General features: G+C 70.4%; 18 protein-coding genes. 11 read left to right on the forward strand and 7 right to left on the reverse strand.

The window, feature by feature from the left end:
• Positions 1–10: 10 nt before the first annotated feature.
• On the forward strand, positions 11–781 hold the full coding sequence (gene hisF, locus ACLF3G_RS05840) for an imidazole glycerol phosphate synthase subunit HisF (RefSeq protein ID WP_430668401.1): 771 nt from the start codon (positions 11–13) through the stop codon (positions 779–781).
• A complete protein-coding gene (locus tag ACLF3G_RS05845) occupies positions 782–1,402 on the forward strand; it encodes a phosphoribosyl-ATP diphosphatase (protein ID WP_430668402.1) in 621 nt (206 codons plus the stop codon).
• Between the two features lie 4 nt (positions 1,403–1,406).
• Here ACLF3G_RS05845 and ACLF3G_RS05850 read toward each other — a convergent pair whose 3' ends face one another.
• A complete protein-coding gene (locus ACLF3G_RS05850; RefSeq protein ID WP_430668403.1) occupies positions 1,407–1,853 on the reverse strand; it encodes a hypothetical protein in 447 nt (148 codons plus the stop codon).
• Positions 1,854–1,977: 124 nt separating this feature from the next.
• Between ACLF3G_RS05850 and ACLF3G_RS05855 the strand changes: the two genes are divergently transcribed.
• Positions 1,978–2,364: a histidine triad nucleotide-binding protein gene (locus ACLF3G_RS05855; protein WP_430668404.1), complete on the forward strand. Its 387-nt coding sequence runs from the start codon at positions 1,978–1,980 to the stop codon at positions 2,362–2,364.
• A 30-nt stretch (positions 2,365–2,394) separates the two neighbouring features.
• Positions 2,395–3,240 (forward strand): SirB1 family protein, encoded by an 846-nt coding sequence (locus ACLF3G_RS05860; protein WP_430668405.1) that lies wholly within the window; start codon positions 2,395–2,397, stop codon positions 3,238–3,240.
• Between the two features lie 9 nt (positions 3,241–3,249).
• Here ACLF3G_RS05860 and ACLF3G_RS05865 read toward each other — a convergent pair whose 3' ends face one another.
• The 3 genes from ACLF3G_RS05865 to ACLF3G_RS05875 form a co-directional block, all read right to left on the reverse strand.
• Positions 3,250–3,651 carry a hypothetical protein gene (locus tag ACLF3G_RS05865; RefSeq protein ID WP_430668406.1) on the reverse strand — a complete coding sequence of 134 codons (402 nt, stop codon included), beginning with the start codon at positions 3,649–3,651 and terminating at the stop codon, positions 3,250–3,252.
• A 102-nt stretch (positions 3,652–3,753) separates the two neighbouring features.
• A complete protein-coding gene (locus ACLF3G_RS05870; protein WP_430668407.1) occupies positions 3,754–5,232 on the reverse strand; it encodes a UdgX family uracil-DNA binding protein in 1,479 nt (492 codons plus the stop codon).
• Entirely contained in the window at positions 5,232–6,494 is a 1,263-nt protein-coding gene (locus tag ACLF3G_RS05875) for a putative DNA modification/repair radical SAM protein (RefSeq protein WP_430668408.1), read from the reverse strand. Before ACLF3G_RS05875 ends, ACLF3G_RS05870 begins: the two co-directional genes overlap by 1 nt.
• Positions 6,495–6,620: 126 nt before the next feature.
• Between ACLF3G_RS05875 and ACLF3G_RS05880 the strand changes: the two genes are divergently transcribed.
• Positions 6,621–6,836: a hypothetical protein gene (locus ACLF3G_RS05880; protein ID WP_430668409.1), complete on the forward strand. Its 216-nt coding sequence runs from the start codon at positions 6,621–6,623 to the stop codon at positions 6,834–6,836.
• 200 nt (positions 6,837–7,036) lie between these two features.
• Here ACLF3G_RS05880 and ACLF3G_RS05885 read toward each other — a convergent pair whose 3' ends face one another.
• Together ACLF3G_RS05885 and ACLF3G_RS05890 are read right to left on the reverse strand one after the other, a co-directional pair.
• Positions 7,037–7,825 carry a hypothetical protein gene (locus ACLF3G_RS05885; protein ID WP_430668410.1) on the reverse strand — a complete coding sequence of 263 codons (789 nt, stop codon included), beginning with the start codon at positions 7,823–7,825 and terminating at the stop codon, positions 7,037–7,039.
• Between the two features lie 72 nt (positions 7,826–7,897).
• Entirely contained in the window at positions 7,898–8,164 is a 267-nt protein-coding gene (locus tag ACLF3G_RS05890; protein ID WP_430668411.1) for a hypothetical protein, read from the reverse strand.
• Positions 8,165–8,316: 152 nt separating this feature from the next.
• Here ACLF3G_RS05890 and ACLF3G_RS05895 point away from each other — a divergent pair, with 152 nt between their 5' ends.
• The 6 genes from ACLF3G_RS05895 to ACLF3G_RS05920 all read left to right on the forward strand — a co-directional run bounded on the left by ACLF3G_RS05895 (position 8,317) and on the right by ACLF3G_RS05920 (position 17,032).
• Positions 8,317–8,934, forward strand: coding sequence for a LolA family protein (locus tag ACLF3G_RS05895; protein ID WP_430668412.1), 618 nt, complete (start codon positions 8,317–8,319; stop codon positions 8,932–8,934).
• A gap of 370 nt (positions 8,935–9,304) precedes the next feature.
• Complete coding sequence (pnp, locus tag ACLF3G_RS05900; RefSeq protein ID WP_430668413.1) at positions 9,305–11,551, forward strand: polyribonucleotide nucleotidyltransferase; 2,247 nt, start codon at positions 9,305–9,307, stop codon at positions 11,549–11,551.
• 118 nt (positions 11,552–11,669) lie between these two features.
• Positions 11,670–13,070: an NAD(P)H-dependent flavin oxidoreductase gene (locus ACLF3G_RS05905; protein WP_430668414.1), complete on the forward strand. Its 1,401-nt coding sequence runs from the start codon at positions 11,670–11,672 to the stop codon at positions 13,068–13,070.
• Positions 13,071–13,168: 98 nt separating this feature from the next.
• The gene (locus ACLF3G_RS05910; RefSeq protein ID WP_430668415.1) at positions 13,169–15,085 is read left to right on the forward strand and encodes a hypothetical protein; all 1,917 of its coding nucleotides are present in this window, start codon (positions 13,169–13,171) and stop codon (positions 15,083–15,085) included.
• 10 nt (positions 15,086–15,095) lie between these two features.
• Positions 15,096–15,923: a DUF2272 domain-containing protein gene (locus tag ACLF3G_RS05915; protein ID WP_430668416.1), complete on the forward strand. Its 828-nt coding sequence runs from the start codon at positions 15,096–15,098 to the stop codon at positions 15,921–15,923.
• Positions 15,920–17,032, forward strand: a complete 1,113-nt coding sequence (locus tag ACLF3G_RS05920; RefSeq protein ID WP_430668417.1) for an NADH:flavin oxidoreductase/NADH oxidase — start codon at positions 15,920–15,922, stop codon at positions 17,030–17,032. The genes ACLF3G_RS05915 and ACLF3G_RS05920 overlap by 4 nt, the downstream gene beginning before the upstream one ends.
• Before the next feature lie 15 nt (positions 17,033–17,047).
• Here ACLF3G_RS05920 and ACLF3G_RS05925 read toward each other — a convergent pair whose 3' ends face one another.
• On the reverse strand, positions 17,048–17,740 hold the full coding sequence (locus ACLF3G_RS05925) for a ribonuclease activity regulator RraA (RefSeq protein ID WP_430668418.1): 693 nt from the start codon (positions 17,738–17,740) through the stop codon (positions 17,048–17,050).
• Positions 17,741–17,751 lie beyond the last annotated feature (11 nt).

Genomic DNA, 17,751 nt, shown 5'->3' on the forward strand with positions numbered 1-17,751 from the left:
GTTCCTGCCCGTGCTCGCCTTGCGCGTGATCCCGTGCCTGGACGTCAAGGACGGACGGGTGGTCAAGGGCGTCAACTTCCTCGAATTGCGCGATGCGGGCGACCCCGTCGAACAGGCACGCATCTACGACCGCGAGGGCGCGGACGAGGTCACCTTCCTCGACATCGGCGCGAGCCATGAGGGCCGCGACACCATCCTCGATGTCGTCTCCCGCACCGCGTCCCAGGTCTTCATCCCGCTGACCGTGGGCGGCGGCGTGCGCCATGTGGACGACATGCGCCGCCTGCTGCTGGCCGGCGCCGACAAGATCTCCATCAACTCCTCCGCCGTCGCCGACCCGGCGCTGGTGACGCGCGGCGCGGAGGCCTTCGGAAGCCAGGCCATCGTCGTCGCCGTCGACGCGCGCGGCGACGGCAAGGGCGGGTGGGAGGTCTTCACCCATGGCGGCCGCCGCGGCACCGGAATTGATGCCGTGGCGTGGTGCCGGCAGGCCGAGGCGCGCGGCGCCGGAGAGATCCTGTTGACCTCCATGGACCGCGACGGCACCCGCGCCGGCTTCGACCTGGACCTGCTGCGCGCGGTGCGGGCGGCGGTCCGCCTGCCTATCGTCGCCTCGGGCGGGGTGGGGGAGGCGCGACACTTCGTCGAAGGCGCGCAGGCCGGCGCCACCGGGCTGCTCGCCGCGAGCGTGTTCCACTACGGCCAGATGCGGATCGGCGAGGCGAAGGCGGCGCTGGAAGCCGCTGGCCTTCCGGTGCGTCCCCTGGCGGAGTCCACCTGAATGGCCAAGACCGCGAAGACCCGTACCGGAAAGGCGCCCGTCGCCAAGCGCCCGGCGGCCAAGCCTGCGAAGGCGAAGCCGGCGAAGGCCGTGAAGGCCGTGAAGGCCGTGAAGGCCAAGCCCGGCAAGGCGCAGCGCAAATCCGCCAAGGTGGCCGCCGCCCTGCCGATCCCGGCCTCGATCCCGGTGCCGGAGCGGCTGGCCCGGCCGCGCGCGCTGGACGCCGGCAACGGCGCGCTGGCACCCTACGCCGTGGAGGGGGCTGGCGCGGATATTCTCGACACCCTTTGGCGAACGGTCGAGGCGCGTCGCGCCGCCGGCGACATCGCCACCTCCCACTCCGCACGCCTGCTGGCGCGCGGCACGCCGAAGGTGGCGCAGAAGCTGGGCGAGGAGGCGGTCGAATGCGTCATCGAGGCGACGCTGGGCAACCGTGCCGCCACGGTGCTGGAGAGTGCGGACCTGCTGTACCACCTGATCGTCGTCTGGGTGGATGCCGGCATCGACCCGTCCGAGGTCTGGGCCGAACTGGCCCGCCGCCAGGGCATCTCCGGCATCGCGGAAAAGGCGGCGCGTCCGAAGGCACTGGTCCGCGCGGCCAACACCACGAAACTACCCTGAACCGCTACCGCACCAGGTCGCGGATATCGTTGTTGCGCCAGGGCGCCGGCAGGCTCGGCTGGGGGCAGAGCCGGGCGCGGGCGGACCAGCCATCCGTGCTCGTCAGGCGGTAGGAGGTGCGGTTCGGTGTCTCGTAGGTGACGGTGATCGTCTCGGCGGGACCACCACCTTGCAAATCGCCGCAGGCCTGCGTCACGCGAAAGCGGTTCGGCCCGGCAGGCTCGATCCGCTGGAAGCGGCAGAAGTCCCGCGCACCGCCGATGCCGTCCCGGCGCAGCAACTGCAGCGTGGCGTGGGAGGCGCGACCGCAGGGCGTGCCTTCCGCGACATAGTAGCCGCGGTCCAGCGGCAGCATCGCCTGGGCGGCGGCCAGGTTGGGCAGCATCCAGAACACCATGCCCATCAACGCGCGCCGTATCTTCTGGCTCGGGCTCGGCTGGATCCGGCGCATCGCGGAAGCTCCTCGGCTGTCCTGCAACCATGGCGAATGCATCCACGCGCCGCACCTCACATCCCGGCGCTTGCGCAGGGGCCGCACCCTCGCCAGAACAAGGGTGATCCACCGGAGAGCCACGATGCGCGTGACCGGCCTGCCGCCCTACGACCCCGGCAACATCTTCGCCCGCATCCTGCGCGGCGAGATTCCGGCACAGACGCTGCATGACGATGCCTTCGCGCTGGCCTTCCGCGACATCAACCCGCAGGCGCCGGTGCATGTGCTGGTGATCCCGAAGGGCGCCTATGTCAGCCAGGCGGATTTCGCCGCGAACGCCTCGGATGCCGAAATCGCCGGCTTCTGGCGTGCCGTCGGCAGCGTCGCCCGCGCGTTAGGGCTGGAGGAGCAGGGCTACCGCATCCTGTCCAACATGGGCGAGGATGCGGGGCAGGAGGTGCCGCATTTCCATGTCCACATCTTCGGCGGCCGCCGGCTCGGCCGCATGGTTCCGCAAGCCGGGAGCTGAGGGATGGTCCCGCGAAGGGCGGGCTGGGCCATGACCAACGCCGAGGCCGAGGCCCGGGCGGCACTGGCCGCCATCGGCAGCCTGCCCGATGCCGAGATCGACATCGCCCAGGCGGCGCTGCAACTGGCCCGCATCGACGCCCCCGCGCTGGATTGGCGTGCCGGCGCGGAGCACCTGACGGCCCTGGCGCGTGAGGCCGTGGCAGCCGCGGCCGCCGACCCTGTCGCCGATGCCGGCGATCCCTCCCGCCGCCGCGCCGTGCTGGCCGAGGTGATCCATGGCCGCTTCGGCTATGGCGGCGATGGCGACACCTATGAGGACATGGCTAACGCGAACCTGCTGCGGGTGATCGAACGGCGCCGCGGCCTGCCCGTGACGCTCGGCATCCTCTGGCTGCACGCGGCGGAGGCGGCGGGGTGGGAGGCGCATGGCGTGGACTTCCCCGGCCACTTCCTGATCGCCCTGGCCGGGCGCGGCAAGGTGGTGGTGGATGTCTTCGCCGGCGGCACCGCCATGGATGCGCGCGACCTGCGCGCCACCCTGAAGCGCTTCGCCGGCGACCAAGCGGAACTCGGCCCCACCAGCCTGGCGCCGATGGACCGCCGCGCCGTGCTGCTGCGGCTGCAGAACAACATCAAGGTGCGGCGCCTGCGGGACGGCGACTTGGCGGGTGCCGTCGCCTGCACCGAGGACATGCTGCGCATCGCCCCGGATGCCGCGCCGCTGTGGCGCGAGGCCGGGCTGATGCACCAGCGCCTGGACCATATCGGCGCCGCCATCGCGGCGCTCGAGACCTTCCTGACTCTGGCGCCGGAGGGGGTTCAGGCGATGCGGGTGCGCGGGCTGCTGGAGGAATTGCGCCAGCGCCTCAACTGAGCCGCGGACTCAGCCGGCGGGGGCGCAGCTGGTGAAGGTGACGCGCAGCACCGTGTTGTCCCGCGTCGAGCCACCCGGCGTGAACGCCTGGATCGAGGCTTGCCCGCCCGCCGGCAGCACGCCCGAGCTGATCGACCCGGATTTCCGGCTGTTATTGCCCGAAAGCTCGACATTGGCGGTGATGCGCACCGGTGCGGTACCGTCGTTGCGGACAGTCAGGAAAATGTTGCTGAGGCCAAGGCTGCCGCTGTGCGTTGCCATCGGCGTCCGCAGCCGGCAGCCATTCATGGTGTTGCCCGATGACAGCAGGGTCGGGCCGCTCCAGGTATAGGCGGCCTGCGCCATCGCCTGGGCCGGGGCCAGGGAGGCGAAGCCGCTGCACAGTAGGGCGGCCGCGATGATCTTGCGCATGATTGGGTTGTCCCTGTTCGTCCGGCGCGATTGCCGGTGCAGGGGCAGAATGACCGGACAGGGCGCCGAGGTCGATGCGGTGCCGTCGATACTGCCGATAGATCAGGCCTTGGCGTCAGCGGCGCGCAGATCCGCGACGAAGGCGGCAAAGCCCTCGGCCTGCATCGCCGGGTCGGGCAGCCGCAGCAGGTAGCTGGGGTGGACGGTGGCGAAGACCGGGTGCCCGGTGAGCCCCGTCACCACCTGCCCACGCGTCTTCAGCACCGGCAGCTTCTTGCCCGTCACCGCCAGCAACGCGGAGGCGCCCAGCGCGACCACCATCCGCGGCCCCACCGCCGAAATCTCCCGCGCCAGGAAGGGCCGGTAGTAGGTGATGTCGCCGGCATCCGGCGACTGGTGCAGGCGGCGCTTGCCGGTGGGCGTGTATTTGAAGTGCTTCACGGCGTTGGTCATGTAGGTCTCGGCGCGAGCCACGCCGGCCTGCTCCAGGGCGCGGTTCAGCAGACGCCCGGCTGGGCCGACGAAGGGGCGGCCGGCGATGTCCTCCTCATCCCCCGGCTGTTCTCCCACGAACAGCAGCTTCGCGCCGACCGCACCCTCGCCGAACACCGGTTGTGTCGCGCGCGCGGCGAAATCCGGCAGGTCGGGGCGGGAGAGCAGTTCCTGGCGCAGATCGGCCAGGGCGCGCTCGGGGTCGGGATGGGCGTCAAGGGCTGTAAACAGGCTCATATCCGCCGGAACGCCGGTGGGCGCCGAAAGATGCGCATCGAGGTACCGGGCATCCTGCGGCCGCGGATTGGGCGCGGAGGCGCCGCGCGCCACCATCTCCGCCACCCGGCGCGGAGCCTCCGCCATCAGGCGCGGAATCTCCGCCGCCTCCGGCAGGTTGCGCCAGTATTTGCGCGGCATCTCGGCCCGCATGGCGCCGGGCTTCAGGCGCGCCGGGTTGAAGATGGAGACGTAGTAGGCGCGCCACAGCGGCTCCATCGCATCATCCGGCGGCACGTCGGCGCGGCGGCCACCGGGGCCGAATGCCAGCGCCTGACCGTCCCAGGCGACGCTGCGGCGCGGAGTGACGATGGACCATCGCAGGCTGGCGAAGCGGCGGACGAAGAAATCCGCCTCGGCTTCCTCGATGTGGTGGTCAGGCTCGAACCAAGCGACGTGGCGCGGGCCGTCCTCGGCCTGCACCTCCCGGAACCGGACGAAGGCGTGCATCTTGTGCGCGTCGCGCCGCACCGCCTTCACCAGGGTGGAAAGCCGGATGATGGCCGGATCGGTGGCCAGCTGCATCAGGTGCCGCTCCCCCTGCACCAGGCGCCAGAGCAGGCCGTACAGTAGCGCGAAGCGCTCGCGGTCGCTGTGCCGGATGGCAATCGCGGCCTGTTCCACGAAGGCGCGCGGCACGCCAAGGGGTGCGGTGGAAACCGGCGCCGGTGCCTCCGCGAACAGCCCCGCGGCCTCGCCCGCCACCTGCCATTCCACCGCATCCGGTGGGATGCCCGCCGCCACCAAGCCGCGCGCCGCCTGGCGCCAGCCAGGGAAATCGGCGGGACCAGGCAGGGTCGCCAGGTGGATCATCAGAACAGGGAAAGCTGCGCCGGGCGGGCGCCGCCGGGCAGGGCCGTGGCGAAGCCGGTGGCGGGCAGCAGCAGGCGGCGCAGGCCGGTGCTGTCCAGCCCGCGCGGCGCATGGTCCGCCAGCACCACGAAGGGCAGGATTTTTGACAATTTCACCCGCAGCCGCGCCAGATCCGCAACGCGCAGCGTGGTGTGGCGGCGGGCCGCCAGCAGCCGATCCACCGTCTTCGCGCCGAGCGCCGGCACGCGCAGCAGCGCCTCCCGCGGGGCGCGGTTCAGATCCACCGGGAAGTCCTGGCGGGACCGCAGCGCCCAGGCGGTCTTCGGGTCCAGCTCCAGGTCCAGCATGCCGCCCTGGCCGCCGGCCATGATCTCCTCGCGGGAGAAGCCATAGAAGCGCAGCAGCCAATCCGCCTGGTATAGCCGGTGTTCCCGCACCAGCGGCGGCGCGACCGGCGGCAGCAGCCGGGACGCGTCCGGAATCGGACTGTAGGCTGAATAATAGACGCGCCGCATCCGGTAGCTGGCGTAAAGGTCCGTCGCCGTGCCGAGGATCGCGCCATCATCCGCCGCATCGGCGCCGACGATCATCTGCGTGCTCTGCCCCGCCGGGGCGAAGCGCTTTGGCCCGGCGCGGCGCGCGGTCTTCACCTCATCCTGCGAGCCCTCGATCCGCGTCCGCAGGCCGGCCATGGCGTGGCGGATCCGGCGAAAATCCTTCTCCGGCGCCAGGGATTCCAGCCCGGCGACGGTCGGCAATTCCATGTTGATGGACAGCCGGTCGGCATACAGACCGGCCTCCGCCAGCAGTTCCGGCGCCGCATCCGGGATGGTCTTCAGGTGAATGTAGCCGCGGAAGCCGTGGTTCAGCCGCAGGGTCCGGGCCACGCGCACCACCTGTTCCATGGTGTAGTCCGGCGATCGGATGATGCCGGAGGACAGGAACAGACCCTCGATGGTGTTGCGGCGGTAGAAGCCGAGCGTGAGTTGCACCACCTCCTCCACCGTGAACCGCGCCCGTGGCGTGTTGGAGGAAGCGCGGTTGATGCAGTAGGCGCAGTCGAAGACGCAGGCATTGGTCAGCAGCAGCTTGAGCAGCGAAATGCAGCGGCCATCCGGCGCATAGGCATGGCAGATGCCGCTGCCCTCGGTACTGCCAATGCCGCCCTTCAGACTGTTGCGCTTGCTGGTGCCGGAGGAGGCGCAGGAGGCATCGTACTTCGCCGCATCGGCCAGGATTTCGAGTTTCTGCAGCAGCTCCATGGGCGAGGGCATCCTGGGGCGGGTTCATCGTTCATATTATGTTCCTAGCGACGTACGCAAGGCCGCCCGGTGTCGGAAAACCTACAGTCTTGTCTATGGCGCCCGTTCTGCTCCAATATTGTGGAAATGTCCTCACACGCTGACCAGCAAGAACCTGATCCGGAAGCCGCGGGGCCGCTGCCCGTAGCGCGGTCGCTCGATTCGATCCTGCTGGAGCTGCGTCAGCTTGCCTTGATCGCGCTGGATTCCGACCAGCCCATGGCCGCGGTTCTGATCGCCGGCACCGCCGACCGTCTGGAGGCGACGATCCCACCACTGCCGCCGAGGCCCAGCTACCCTTAGCAGGCTGTGGAAACCCGCCGAAAAGCCCTCTCGCCCACGTCTCTTGGGGTTCGGCATATATGCCGAGCGTTAGGTGAGGAGGTCATGCAAGTAGCTGCGATCTCTCACTAATTTCGCGCCCCCCTCACCCGAACCCTCTCTCCACTGTGGGTGGAGAGAGCCTTTTCCGCAGCCTATTGGCGTCGCCTCCCGGCGCTTTCTCAGCTTCCGAGCGGAGCGATGCGGCAGGTCAGGCTGCCGCGGCCGGCATAATGCCCCACCAGCACCCCACCCGCCGCCGGCACCGGCAGCAGGCCGGTCTGGCTGCCGAGCGTCACCACCTCTCCGGCCTGCGGCGCATGGCCGATGGCGCGGCAGCGGTCGCGCCAACCCAGCACCAGCTCGTCCAGCGGCATGGACCGGTGCGGCCCGACGTGATGCGCCACGTCGATGCCATCGACGCTCAGCCGCATCTCCAGCGTTTCGACATCCGCCCAGTCCCAGGCACCGGTGGGCGGGCCGAAGCTGCAACTGCCGTTGGAGACGCAATCCGCCAGCTTCTCCAGCTCACTGGCGGGCGGCTCCGCGGCGAAGCGGGTTTCCACCCATTCATACAGGATCACGAGGTCGGCGATGGCAGGGATATCCTCCACCCGCAGCGCCGCCAGCGCCGTATCGTCCAGCGCCCGGGTCAGCCGAAAGGCCGCCTCCAGCTCCATCCCGGCGCCGAGCGGCAGGTGCAGCGTGGCGTCGCCGGCTTGTGCCAGCGCCGTCGCGGGCAGCGGCGCCGCGATCGGCCGGCCCTGGGCGCGGCCGACCTTCCAGCCGCCGATGGACCAGCCGAGGGCGGCATAGGTCGCCAGCTGCATCGCCTCGGCTTCCGCGATATCCTGTGGGCGCAGCGCCTCCGGCAGGCCGGGCAATGGCGCGCGGCGGCCACGGCGGACATCGGCAAGCAGCGCGGCGGCGCCGGCGATGCGGGAGGCAGGGGTTTCGGCGGTCTGGAACATCCGGACATCTCCTTCGGAACGCGAAGGGTAGGCCGGACGATGGCGCGGCGGAACCTCAGCCCGCCTTAAAGCTCAGGCGGGACTGCCGTTCCACACCGGGAAGCTGCCGCGCGCCACCTTCTGCCCGGCATCCCGGAAAATCGCGCGCCAAGCTACCTGTTCAAACACCACGCCCATGTGGACCATGTGGCCGCCCGCGGTCAGCTCGATCTCCGCCAGCGCCGTTCGCTGCGCCGGGGCCAGGCCTTGCAGCACATGCGCCTCCAGCGCATGCCGCGGCACGCCATGGATGGCGGCGTCGACGGGCAGCGGGCCGGGCGGCAGGAAATCGAAGGGCATCTCTGTCTCCGCGACGCTGAGAGGGAGACCCGTTTTTCGGGGCAGGCAGCGGCGATCCTGGCCGGCGAGGACCATTAGACGCACCGAGGATTGAAAGAGGGTTAATCGCAACGGCCCTTTCCGCACCGCCCGCCATGCGCCATGTGCGAAGGATGAACCGACGCCTCCTGCTCACGGCCGCCGCCGGCCTGCTCGCGCCTCGCTTTGCCTCGGCGCAAGGCAACCTGGACCGTGCAGCGATCGCGCGGGTCGAGGCCTATCTGAACGGACTGCGCACGCTGCGCGCGCGCTTCCTGCAGGTGGCGCAGAACGGCGCCTCCGCCCAGGGCACGGCACTGATCAGCCGCCCCGGCCGCATGCGCTTCGACTACGACCCGCCCGAACCCCTGTTGCTGGTCGCCTCCGGCGGCCAGGTGCTGATGTATGACCGGGAGCTGCGCCAGCCGACGGCGGTGCCGGCCTCCTCCACCCCTCTTGGCATGCTGCTGCGGCCGGAGATCCGCCTGGCGGGCGACATCACCGTGACCGCCACCGAACGCTCGGGTGGCTTCCTGCGGGTCTCCATGCACCGCACCGGCGCGCGGGCGGAGGGGCTGCTGACCCTGGCGCTGGCGGAACAGCCGATGGAATTGCGGCAATGGACGGTGCTGGACGCGCAGGGCCGCGAGACTCGGGTCACCCTGTACGAGGTGCAGACCGGGATGGCGTTGGAAAACCGCCTGTTCGACTTCAACGATCCGCGCTTCCTGGAAGGTGAGGCACGGCGCTGATCAGGGTTTCCGCTGGCCTTTCGGGCCACTTCATGCCATAGGCCGAGCGGGTTGGTCCCGATTCCGGGGGCGACCTTCGCTGCGATGGCAGCGGATGCCTCGCGGACCAGCCGCGCCCGGGTGGGCGATGACGGCGCCTCCGGCCACATGGGCGGCCCTCTCAGCGCCGTCCCCATCGCGTCTTCCCTGGCCTCGGGGCAGAAACGCGGTGGGACCCATGCCGCCCGAGTCGCCGCGCATCTTCCGGGCTCGAACCCCTGGTCAGCCTCATGGGCATCCGCCTTCGTCGCGTTCTGGCCGGTCCTGCGCCCCGCGCGTGGCCGGCGACATGCTGTGGCCCCGCATCCGGCGGGTCCAAGAAGGACGATCCATGTTCGACAAGTATTTCCGCAAGGACATCTCCTGGGGCGGCCAGCTGCTGACGCTGGAAACCGGCAAGATCGCCCGCCAGGCTGATGGCGCCGTGCTGGCCCGCCTCGGCGACACCATCGTGCTGTGCACCGTGGTCGGCGCCCGGTCCGTGAAGCCCGGCCAGGATTTCTTCCCGCTGACCGTGAACTACCAGGAAAAGGCCTTTGCGGCCGGCAAGATCCCGGGCGGCTTCTTCAAGCGCGAAGGCCGCCCGAACGAGAACGAGACGCTCGTTTCCCGCCTCATCGACCGCCCGCTGCGCCCGCTGTTCCCGGATGGATTCCGCAACGAGGTCCAGGTGGTCGCGACCGTGCTGTCGCATGACCTGGAGAACAACCCGGACGTCGTCGCCCTCGTCGGCTGCTCCGCCGCGCTGACGCTGTCCGGCATTCCGTTCTTCGGCCCGGTCGCCGGCGCCCGCGTCGCCTACATCGATGGCGGCTACGTGCTGAACCCGACCGCCGCGCAGCTGCAGCAGTCGCAGCTTGACCTGATGGTCGCTGGCACCGCCGAGGGCGTGCTGATGGTGGAATCGGAAGCGCAGGAGCTGTCCGAGGACGTCATGCTCGGCGCCGTGGAATTCGGCCACAAGTCGTTCCAGGCGGTGATCCAGGGGATCATCGAGCTCGCCGAGGTCGCCGCCAAGGAGCCCTGGGCCCTGCCGGAGGAAGCCGACAGCGTGAAGACGCTGAAGGCCCGGATCTCCGAGCTCGGCCGCGCGCCGATGGCCGAGGCCTACAAGGAGACGCAGAAGCTGCTCCGCCAGGGCCAGGTTTCCGCGGTGAAGAAGCAGGTCGTGGCCGCGCTGGAGGCCGAGGGCCTGGATGCCGGCGCCGCCAAGGGCCTGCTCAAGGACCTCGAGGCCGACGTCGTCCGCAACGCCATCCTTGACACCGGCATGCGCATCGACGGCCGCGACACCAAGACCGTGCGCCCGATCGTGGCCGAGGTCGGCATCCTGCCGCGCGCCCATGGTTCCGCCCTGTTCACCCGCGGCGAGACGCAGGCGCTGTGCGTCGCGACCCTCGGCACCGGCCAGGACGAGCAGGTCATCGATGCCCTCGCGGGCGAGTACCGCGAGAACTTCATGCTGCACTACAACTTCCCTCCGTACTCGGTGAACGAGACCGGCCGCATGGGCTCGCCCGGCCGCCGCGAGATCGGCCACGGCAAGCTGGCGTGGCGCGCGCTGCACCCGCTGCTGCCGGAGAAGGACAAGTTCCCCTACACGATGCGGGTGGTGTCCGAGATCACGGAATCCAACGGCTCCTCCTCCATGGCCACCGTCTGCGGCACCAGCCTCGCGCTGATGGACGCCGGCGCGCCGCTGAAGCGCCCCTGCGCCGGCATCGCCATGGGCCTGATCAAGGAAGACCGCGGCTTCGCCGTGCTGTCCGACATCCTGGGTGACGAAGACCACCTGGGCGACATGGACTTCAAGGTGGCGGGGTCCGAGGCCGGTATCACCGCGCTGCAGATGGACATCAAGATCACGTCCATCACCTTCGACATCATGAAGATCGCCCTGGGCCAGGCCAAGGACGGCCGCCTGCACATCCTGGGCGAGATGGCCAAGGGCCTTTCGGGCGCCCGCGGCGACGTCGCCGCGACGGCGCCCCGCATCACCGTGATCAACATCAACAAGGACAAGATCCGGGACGTGATCGGCTCGGGCGGCAAGGTGATCCGGGAAATCACGGAACAGACCGGCACCAAGATCGACATCGACGACGACGGCACCATCAAGGTCGCTGCCACCACCATCGAGGCTGCCCAGAAGGCCATCGACCGCATCATGGGCATCGTCGCCGAGCCGGAGATCGGCAAGATCTACAACGGCAAGGTGGTGAAGACCGCCGAATTCGGTGCCTTCGTGAATTTCCTCGGCGCGAAGGACGGCCTGGTCCACATCTCCGAACTGCAGAACGAGCGCGTCCAGAAGACCACGGACGTGGTCAAGGATGGCGATGCGGTGAAGGTGAAGGTCATCGGCTTCGACGACCGTGGCAAGGTGAAGCTTTCCATGCGCGTGGTCGACCAGGCGACCGGTGCCGACATCTCCGAGCAGGTCGGCGCCCGCCGGCCGCGCGAGGAGGGCGAGAGTGGTGGCGGCGAGCGCGGCGCGGAGCGTCCGCGTGGCGACCGTGCCCGCCGCGATGGCGGCGAGCGTGGGTTCCGCCCGCGCCGCGAAGGCGCCGCGGAGTAATCCGCGCTGAATCCGCAGGGGACCCCCTCCCCTGCGGCATCTGTGTCGCCATATTACAATGATGCGCGGGGCACCTAGGGGTGACGGCGCAACGTACAGTTCGCGGAGCCCGAAAAAATTGAAGGCGATCAACCCGATTCGCATGGGTGGCGTCGATGTCCTGCCGCTGATCGAGGGCGGCAAGGGCGTTGCGGTCTCCAACGGTGCCACCTGCGGCGGCTGGGCCTCCGGCGGTGGCGTCGGTACCTTTTCGGCCGTCAATGCCGACAGCTACGATGCCGAAGGCAACGTCATCCGGCAGGTCTATCACGGCCGCACCCGGCTGGATCGGCATGAGGAGCTGGTGGCCTACGGCATCGCCGGCGGCATCGCCCAGGCGCAGGAAGCGCATGAGCGATCGGGCGGCGTGGGCCGCATCCACACCAACATCCTGTGGGAGATGGGCGGTGCGGAACGCGTGGCACGCGGCATCCTGGAAGGCGCCAAGGGCCTGGTCCATGGCGTGACCTGCGGCGCCGGCATGCCCTACCGCCTGGCCGACATCGCGCGCGACTACGGCGTGCACTACTACCCCATCATCTCCTCCGCCCGCGCCTTCAACGCGCTGTGGAAGCGCGCCTATTCGAAGACGCGGGAATGGCTCGGCGGCGTGGTCTACGAGGATCCCTGGCTGGCCGGCGGCCACAACGGCCTGTCCAATTCCGAAGACCCGAAGAAGCCGGAAGACCCCTTCCCCCGCGTTCTCAAGCTGCGCCAGCAGATGCGCGAATTCGGCCTGGGCGACGTGCCGATCATCATGGCCGGCGGCGTCTGGTGGCTGGAGGAGTGGGAGGACTGGATCGACAATCCCGACCTCGGTCCGATCGCCTTCCAGTTCGGCACCCGCCCGCTGCTGACCCAGGAAAGCCCGATCTCGGAAGCCTGGAAGCAGCGCCTGCTGAGCCTGAAGCCGGGCGATGTCTCGCTGCAGCCCTTCTCCCCGACCGGCTTCTATTCCAGCGCGGTCCGCAACGAGTTCCTGCGCGAGCTGGAGGAGCGCAACGAGCGCCAGGTGGCCTATACGTCGGAGCCGGTGGGCGACCATGTTGCGCCCTTCGGCGTCGGTCCGCGCAAGCGCCTCGTCTACCTGACGCCGCACGACCTGGCGCGGGTCCGGCAGTGGGAAGCGGATGGCTTCGTCGAGGCGATGCGCACGCCTGACAACACGCTGATCTTCGTGACCCCGGAGAAGCTGGCCGAGATCGTCAAGGACCAGGTCGACTGCATGGGCTGCCTGAGCCATTGCCGCTTCTCGAACTGGGCGCAGGTGGAACCGGACTACTCGACCGGCAAGAAGGCGGACCCGCGCAGCTTCTGCATCCAGAAGACCCTGCAGGACATCGCCCATGACGGGGCGCTGGAGCGCAACCTGATGTTCGCCGGCCACAACGCCTACCGCTTCGGCAGCGACCCCTTCTACTCCAACGGGTTCGTGCCGACGGCCAAGCAGCTTGTGGAGCGTATCCTGACCGGGCGCTGAGCGCCCGCGTCCGGGGCGGCCAATATGTCGGCCGCCCTTTCCGTACGCCCCCGCATGGCGGTATCCTGCTCGCGATCTCGGGAGCCTGACTGCACGCCATGCGAAACCTGCTGCACGCGCTGGACCGTGACCGCCTCGTTGCACATCTCCGCAACGCGCTGCTGCGGGACCTGGTGGTGGGTGAACGCCGCCTGATCGCCCTGGCCGAAGGCGCCAGCATGACGGGCGGCAGCTTCTGCGCAGCACCCGCCAACGCCCTGGCTGCCGAATTGCTGGCGCAGCCCGAGATCCGCGACGCGGACCCGGCCTTTGCCGATGGCATCCTGGATTTCGTGATGGCCATGGCCGATGCACCGCTGCCCTGCCGGCGCGCTGCGGCCGGCGGGATCGAAGTGCTGCGTGAGAACCTCGGCGATTTCGAGATCCTGACCCCCTTCCACCGCTTCACCGGCGACCTGTCGGCCGGGGTGGTGCGCCAGGAACCGCGGGATGGGTCGCAGCCGCCAGCCGAGGTGATGCACACTGGCAACCTGGTGGAATTCCGCCTCGACCGGCATCGGAACGGCGTCGATGCCGAGAACACCATCACGCATTTCACGCTGCGCCGGACGACCGACGGCATCGTGCTGATGCATGAAAGCCGCATCATGGGCACGGCCGGGTGGCTCCGGCCGCGCCAGGTGGAAGCCGGCACGCTGCGCTACCAGTACGAGATCCTGGCTGGCTCGCCGCTGCTCCGGCTTTCCGTGACCTTCACCGCGGCACCGCGTCGTCGCATCCGCCACCTGCGGCTGACCACCGCGGTGGACCAGTTGGGCGGCGGGGGCACCGCCATAGCGGAAGCGATGGTTGGCACAGGTCCGGCGGGCGCCATGGCCTGGCGCGACATCGGCGTGCCGAAGCTGCCCGGATTGAGCGTCTGGTCGGATGGGAAGCCTGTGCCCCATGTCGCGCTGGGGCGCACGGGTTGGCCGGCGCAGGCTCCGGTGCTGCACGTCCGTCCGGCCGCCGCCGACGGGGTGATGTCGGTGAAGGCGGTCGCGCAGCGTGCCGGCGCATTGCACTGGGTGATCCTGCGGCATGGCCCGCACGCGCTGGCAGGTGGCGCCTCCGTGGAGGTGCGGGAGGATCGCCTGCTGACCACCGGCGGCGCACCGGATGCCGTGGCGTCCGCCATGGCGCTCGCCGCCAGGGCCGGCGATTCGGTACTGGGGCTGGACCTGGAGGCGATGCCGCCGAGCGGGGCGGCGCTGAACGCGGTGGCGACCCAGTTGCTGATGACGGCGCATGGCGCCTACCGCTCGCCGCCCACCCCCGCGCGTGTCGCGGCGCTGGAAGCCTGGTTCGACCGGGAATTCGCGGCCCTGATGGCCGGGCAGGCGAAGCCGGTGGATCTCGGCCACGCGATGCTGGCGACGGAAGCGCGGTTGCGGGCCGGCAGCAGCGTGGAGCCTTTCGGGCCACTCCTGCAGCAGGTCCTGGCGCTGCAGGTCCCGGATGGCCGCTTCCAGGGGCGGGGCGAGCCGCCGGCACCGCTGGCCGATCACGCGGTGATGCTGCTCGCCCTGGCCCGCGCCGTGCCGTATTTCGAACCGGCGGTGCTGGCCGGGCCGATCGCGCGCGCGCTGGCCGCGGTGCAGCCCGGCACGGTGACGCTGGCCGAGGGCGTGCGCAGCAGCACGGTGGAGGCCCTGGCCCTGGTCGGCGGCGGCGCGATGCCACAGCAGGATTACGCGCTGGCCATCGGGCTGATGGCACGCGCGCTGGGGGCGGTATTGCTGGCCGATGAGGTCCGGCCCGGCACTGTGCCGGCCGATGCGCTGGCGCATGCCCAGGCGCTGCACCGGCAGGCGCTGGCGCTGCTGCGCCCCCTGGTGCGGCCCGCCGGAGCGGCGCTCGAGGTGGCGTCCTCGCCCCTTGGCGGCTCGGCGAATCCGGCCGGGCAGGCCGCGCTGGTGCTGGGGCTGATGGCGCCGGATGCGACCATCCTGCGGCTGGTTCCGGTGGCGGCTTGAGGCACGCAGCTTGAGGGCGGGGGCCTGGGCAATCCTGCTGGCCCTGCTGGCCGGCTGCGCCGCGCCCGCACCGCCGCCACAGCCGCCGCTTCCCTACCCACCGGCTGCCGCGCAGCGCGTCGTGCGTCTGGCCCTGGCCGAGTGGCGCGACTGGGGCAGCCCGGTTCGGCACGCCTGGACGCCGGCGGCCGAGGCACCGCCCGCCGAATCCGCGCCGGCCAATTTTCCGCGCGTCCTGGCCTACTGGCGCGCGGTGGAGGATGACGAGGGCGCCATCCGCGACAACCGCCCACTATACCTTTCCGCCCTGGCCGGCACCGCAGCCACCGAACTGTGGTCCGAACCGGCCTGGTCGGCCGCCTTCATCTCCTGGGTGTTCCGCAGCGCCGGCGTCGATGCGCGGGAGTTTCCGCCGAACGCCACACATTCCTTGTACCTTGACGCGCTGATCGCCGATGCGCTGCGCTTCCCCGCCCTCGCACCTTTCCTGCCGCGCGATCCCGCCGAACATGCGCCGCGGCCCGGCGACCTGGTCTGCTTCGACCGCAGCAGGGCGAAGCTCGCACAGTGGCGCGACCGGCTGGCCGAGACCGGCCGCCCGCGCCCGATGCACTGCGACATCGTGACTGGCATCGCGCCCGGCGTGGTGGAGGTGGTGGGCGGCAACGTCTCCGATGCCGTCACGATGACACGCTACCCCGCCGATGCCGCCGGCCTGCTGGTCCAGGCGCCGCCGGGGCAGACCCCGGTCCTGCTGGTGATGGAAAGCCGGCTTGGGCGACTGCCGCCTTTTGACACCTCACTTATCGCCACCGCACAGGATTTCTCGACCCGATGACCGATCTGTTCTCCCCCCTGACCCTCCGTGGCGTGACCTTGGCGAACCGCATCGGCATCTCGCCGATGTGCCAGTATTGCTGCGACGACGACGGCCGCCCGACCGACTGGCACCTGGCGCACCTGCTACAGCGTGCCATCGGCGGCGCCGGGATGGTGATGGCGGAGGCGACCGCGGTGACCGCCGAGGGTCGCATCACGCCGGGCGACCTCGGGCTGTGGGAGGATGGGCAGATTGCCGGCCATGCGCGGCTGGCGAGCGCCATTGAACGCGCCGGTGCGGTGCCGGCGATCCAGATCGCCCATGCCGGGCGCAAGGCCAGCCGGGCGCCGGCCTGGATCGACGCGCCGGCCGAGCCGGGGTGGGACATCGTCTCCGCCTCCAACCTGCCGATGGGCCACTTCGCCGCGCCGCGGCCGATGACGGAGGAGGAAATCCTCGCCATCCCCGCCGCCTTCGCGGCCACCGCCCGGCGGGCGGTGACGGCGGGTTGGAAACTGATCGAGCTGCATGGCGCGCATGGCTACCTCCTGCACCAGTTCCTCTCGCCCATCTCCAACACCCGCAACGACCGCTGGGGTGGCGATTTCGAGGGCCGCACGCGGCTGCCGCTGGCCGTCGCGAAGGCGGTGCGGGAGGCAGTGGGCGAGGATCTTCCCCTGTTGCTCCGCATCTCCCACACCGATTGGCTGGAAGGTGGCTGGACCACCGAGGAGTCGGTCGAGCTCTCGCGGCGCATGCAGGCGGTCGGCATCGACATGATCGACGTCTCCTCCGGCGGCATCGACCCGGCCCAGAAGATCGTGCTCGGCCCGGGCTACCAGGTGCCGGGGGCGGAGGCGGTGAAGCGCGGCGCCGGCGTGCTGGTCGCGGCCGTGGGCCTGATCACCGAGCCGGAGCAGGCCCAGGCCATCATCACCGAGGGCCGTGCCGACCTGGTGCTGCTGGCGCGGGCCACGCTGCGCGACCCCTACTGGCCGATGCGCGCCGCCGTGGCGCTCGGCCGGGTGGATGCGGTGCGCAGCCCGCCGCAATACGACCGCGCCTGGGGCACCATCGCCCGCATGGCGATGCGCGCCGAGACCGGGGAGCCGATGCCGGCGCTGTAACGGCCGGCGGGCGCGCTACCGGCTCTGCTCGTAGCGCGCCTTGGTCTCCGCGTTCGGCGGGTACAGCCCCGGCAGGGCGAGGCCCTTCTCGACCTCGCCCATGATCCAGGCCTCCAGCCGCTCCTGCTCCACGGCGGCTTCCGTCACAGCCTCCAGCAGCGCCGCCGGGATGATGACGGCGCCGTCCTGGTCCGCCACCACGATATCCCCTGGGACCACGGTGACGCCGCCGCAGCCGATGGTCTCCTGCCAGCCGACGAAGTTCAGCGCGGCGACGGAGGCCGGCGCCACGTAGCCCTGGCAGAACACCGGCAGCCCGGTGCCGATGACGCCGGCGCCGTCCCGCACCATGCCATCCGTCACCAGCCCGGCGACACCGCGCTTCGCCATGCGGGCGCACAGGATGTCGCCGAAGATGCCGGCCTGGGTGCTGCCCATGGCATCGGCGATGGCGACGCAGCCTTCCGGCATCGCCTCGATTGCGGCGCGGGTGGAGGTGGGGGAGGACCAGCTTTCCACCGTCGCCAGATCTTCGCGCGTGGGGGTGAAGCGCAGGGTGAAGGCGGGGCCGACGATGCGGCGCGTCGGGCCAGGCACGATCGGCCGGGCCGCGGCGACGTAGCAGAAGCGCACGCCCTTCTTCAGCAGCACGGTGGTGAGGGTGGCCGTGGTGACGCCCATCAGGGCGTCCTTCACCGATGCGTCCATGGGAGTGTCTT

Origin of the sequence: Falsiroseomonas sp. HC035 (genome assembly GCF_050563525.1) — a bacterium.
Classification (GTDB): Bacteria; Pseudomonadota; Alphaproteobacteria; order Acetobacterales; family Acetobacteraceae; genus Falsiroseomonas.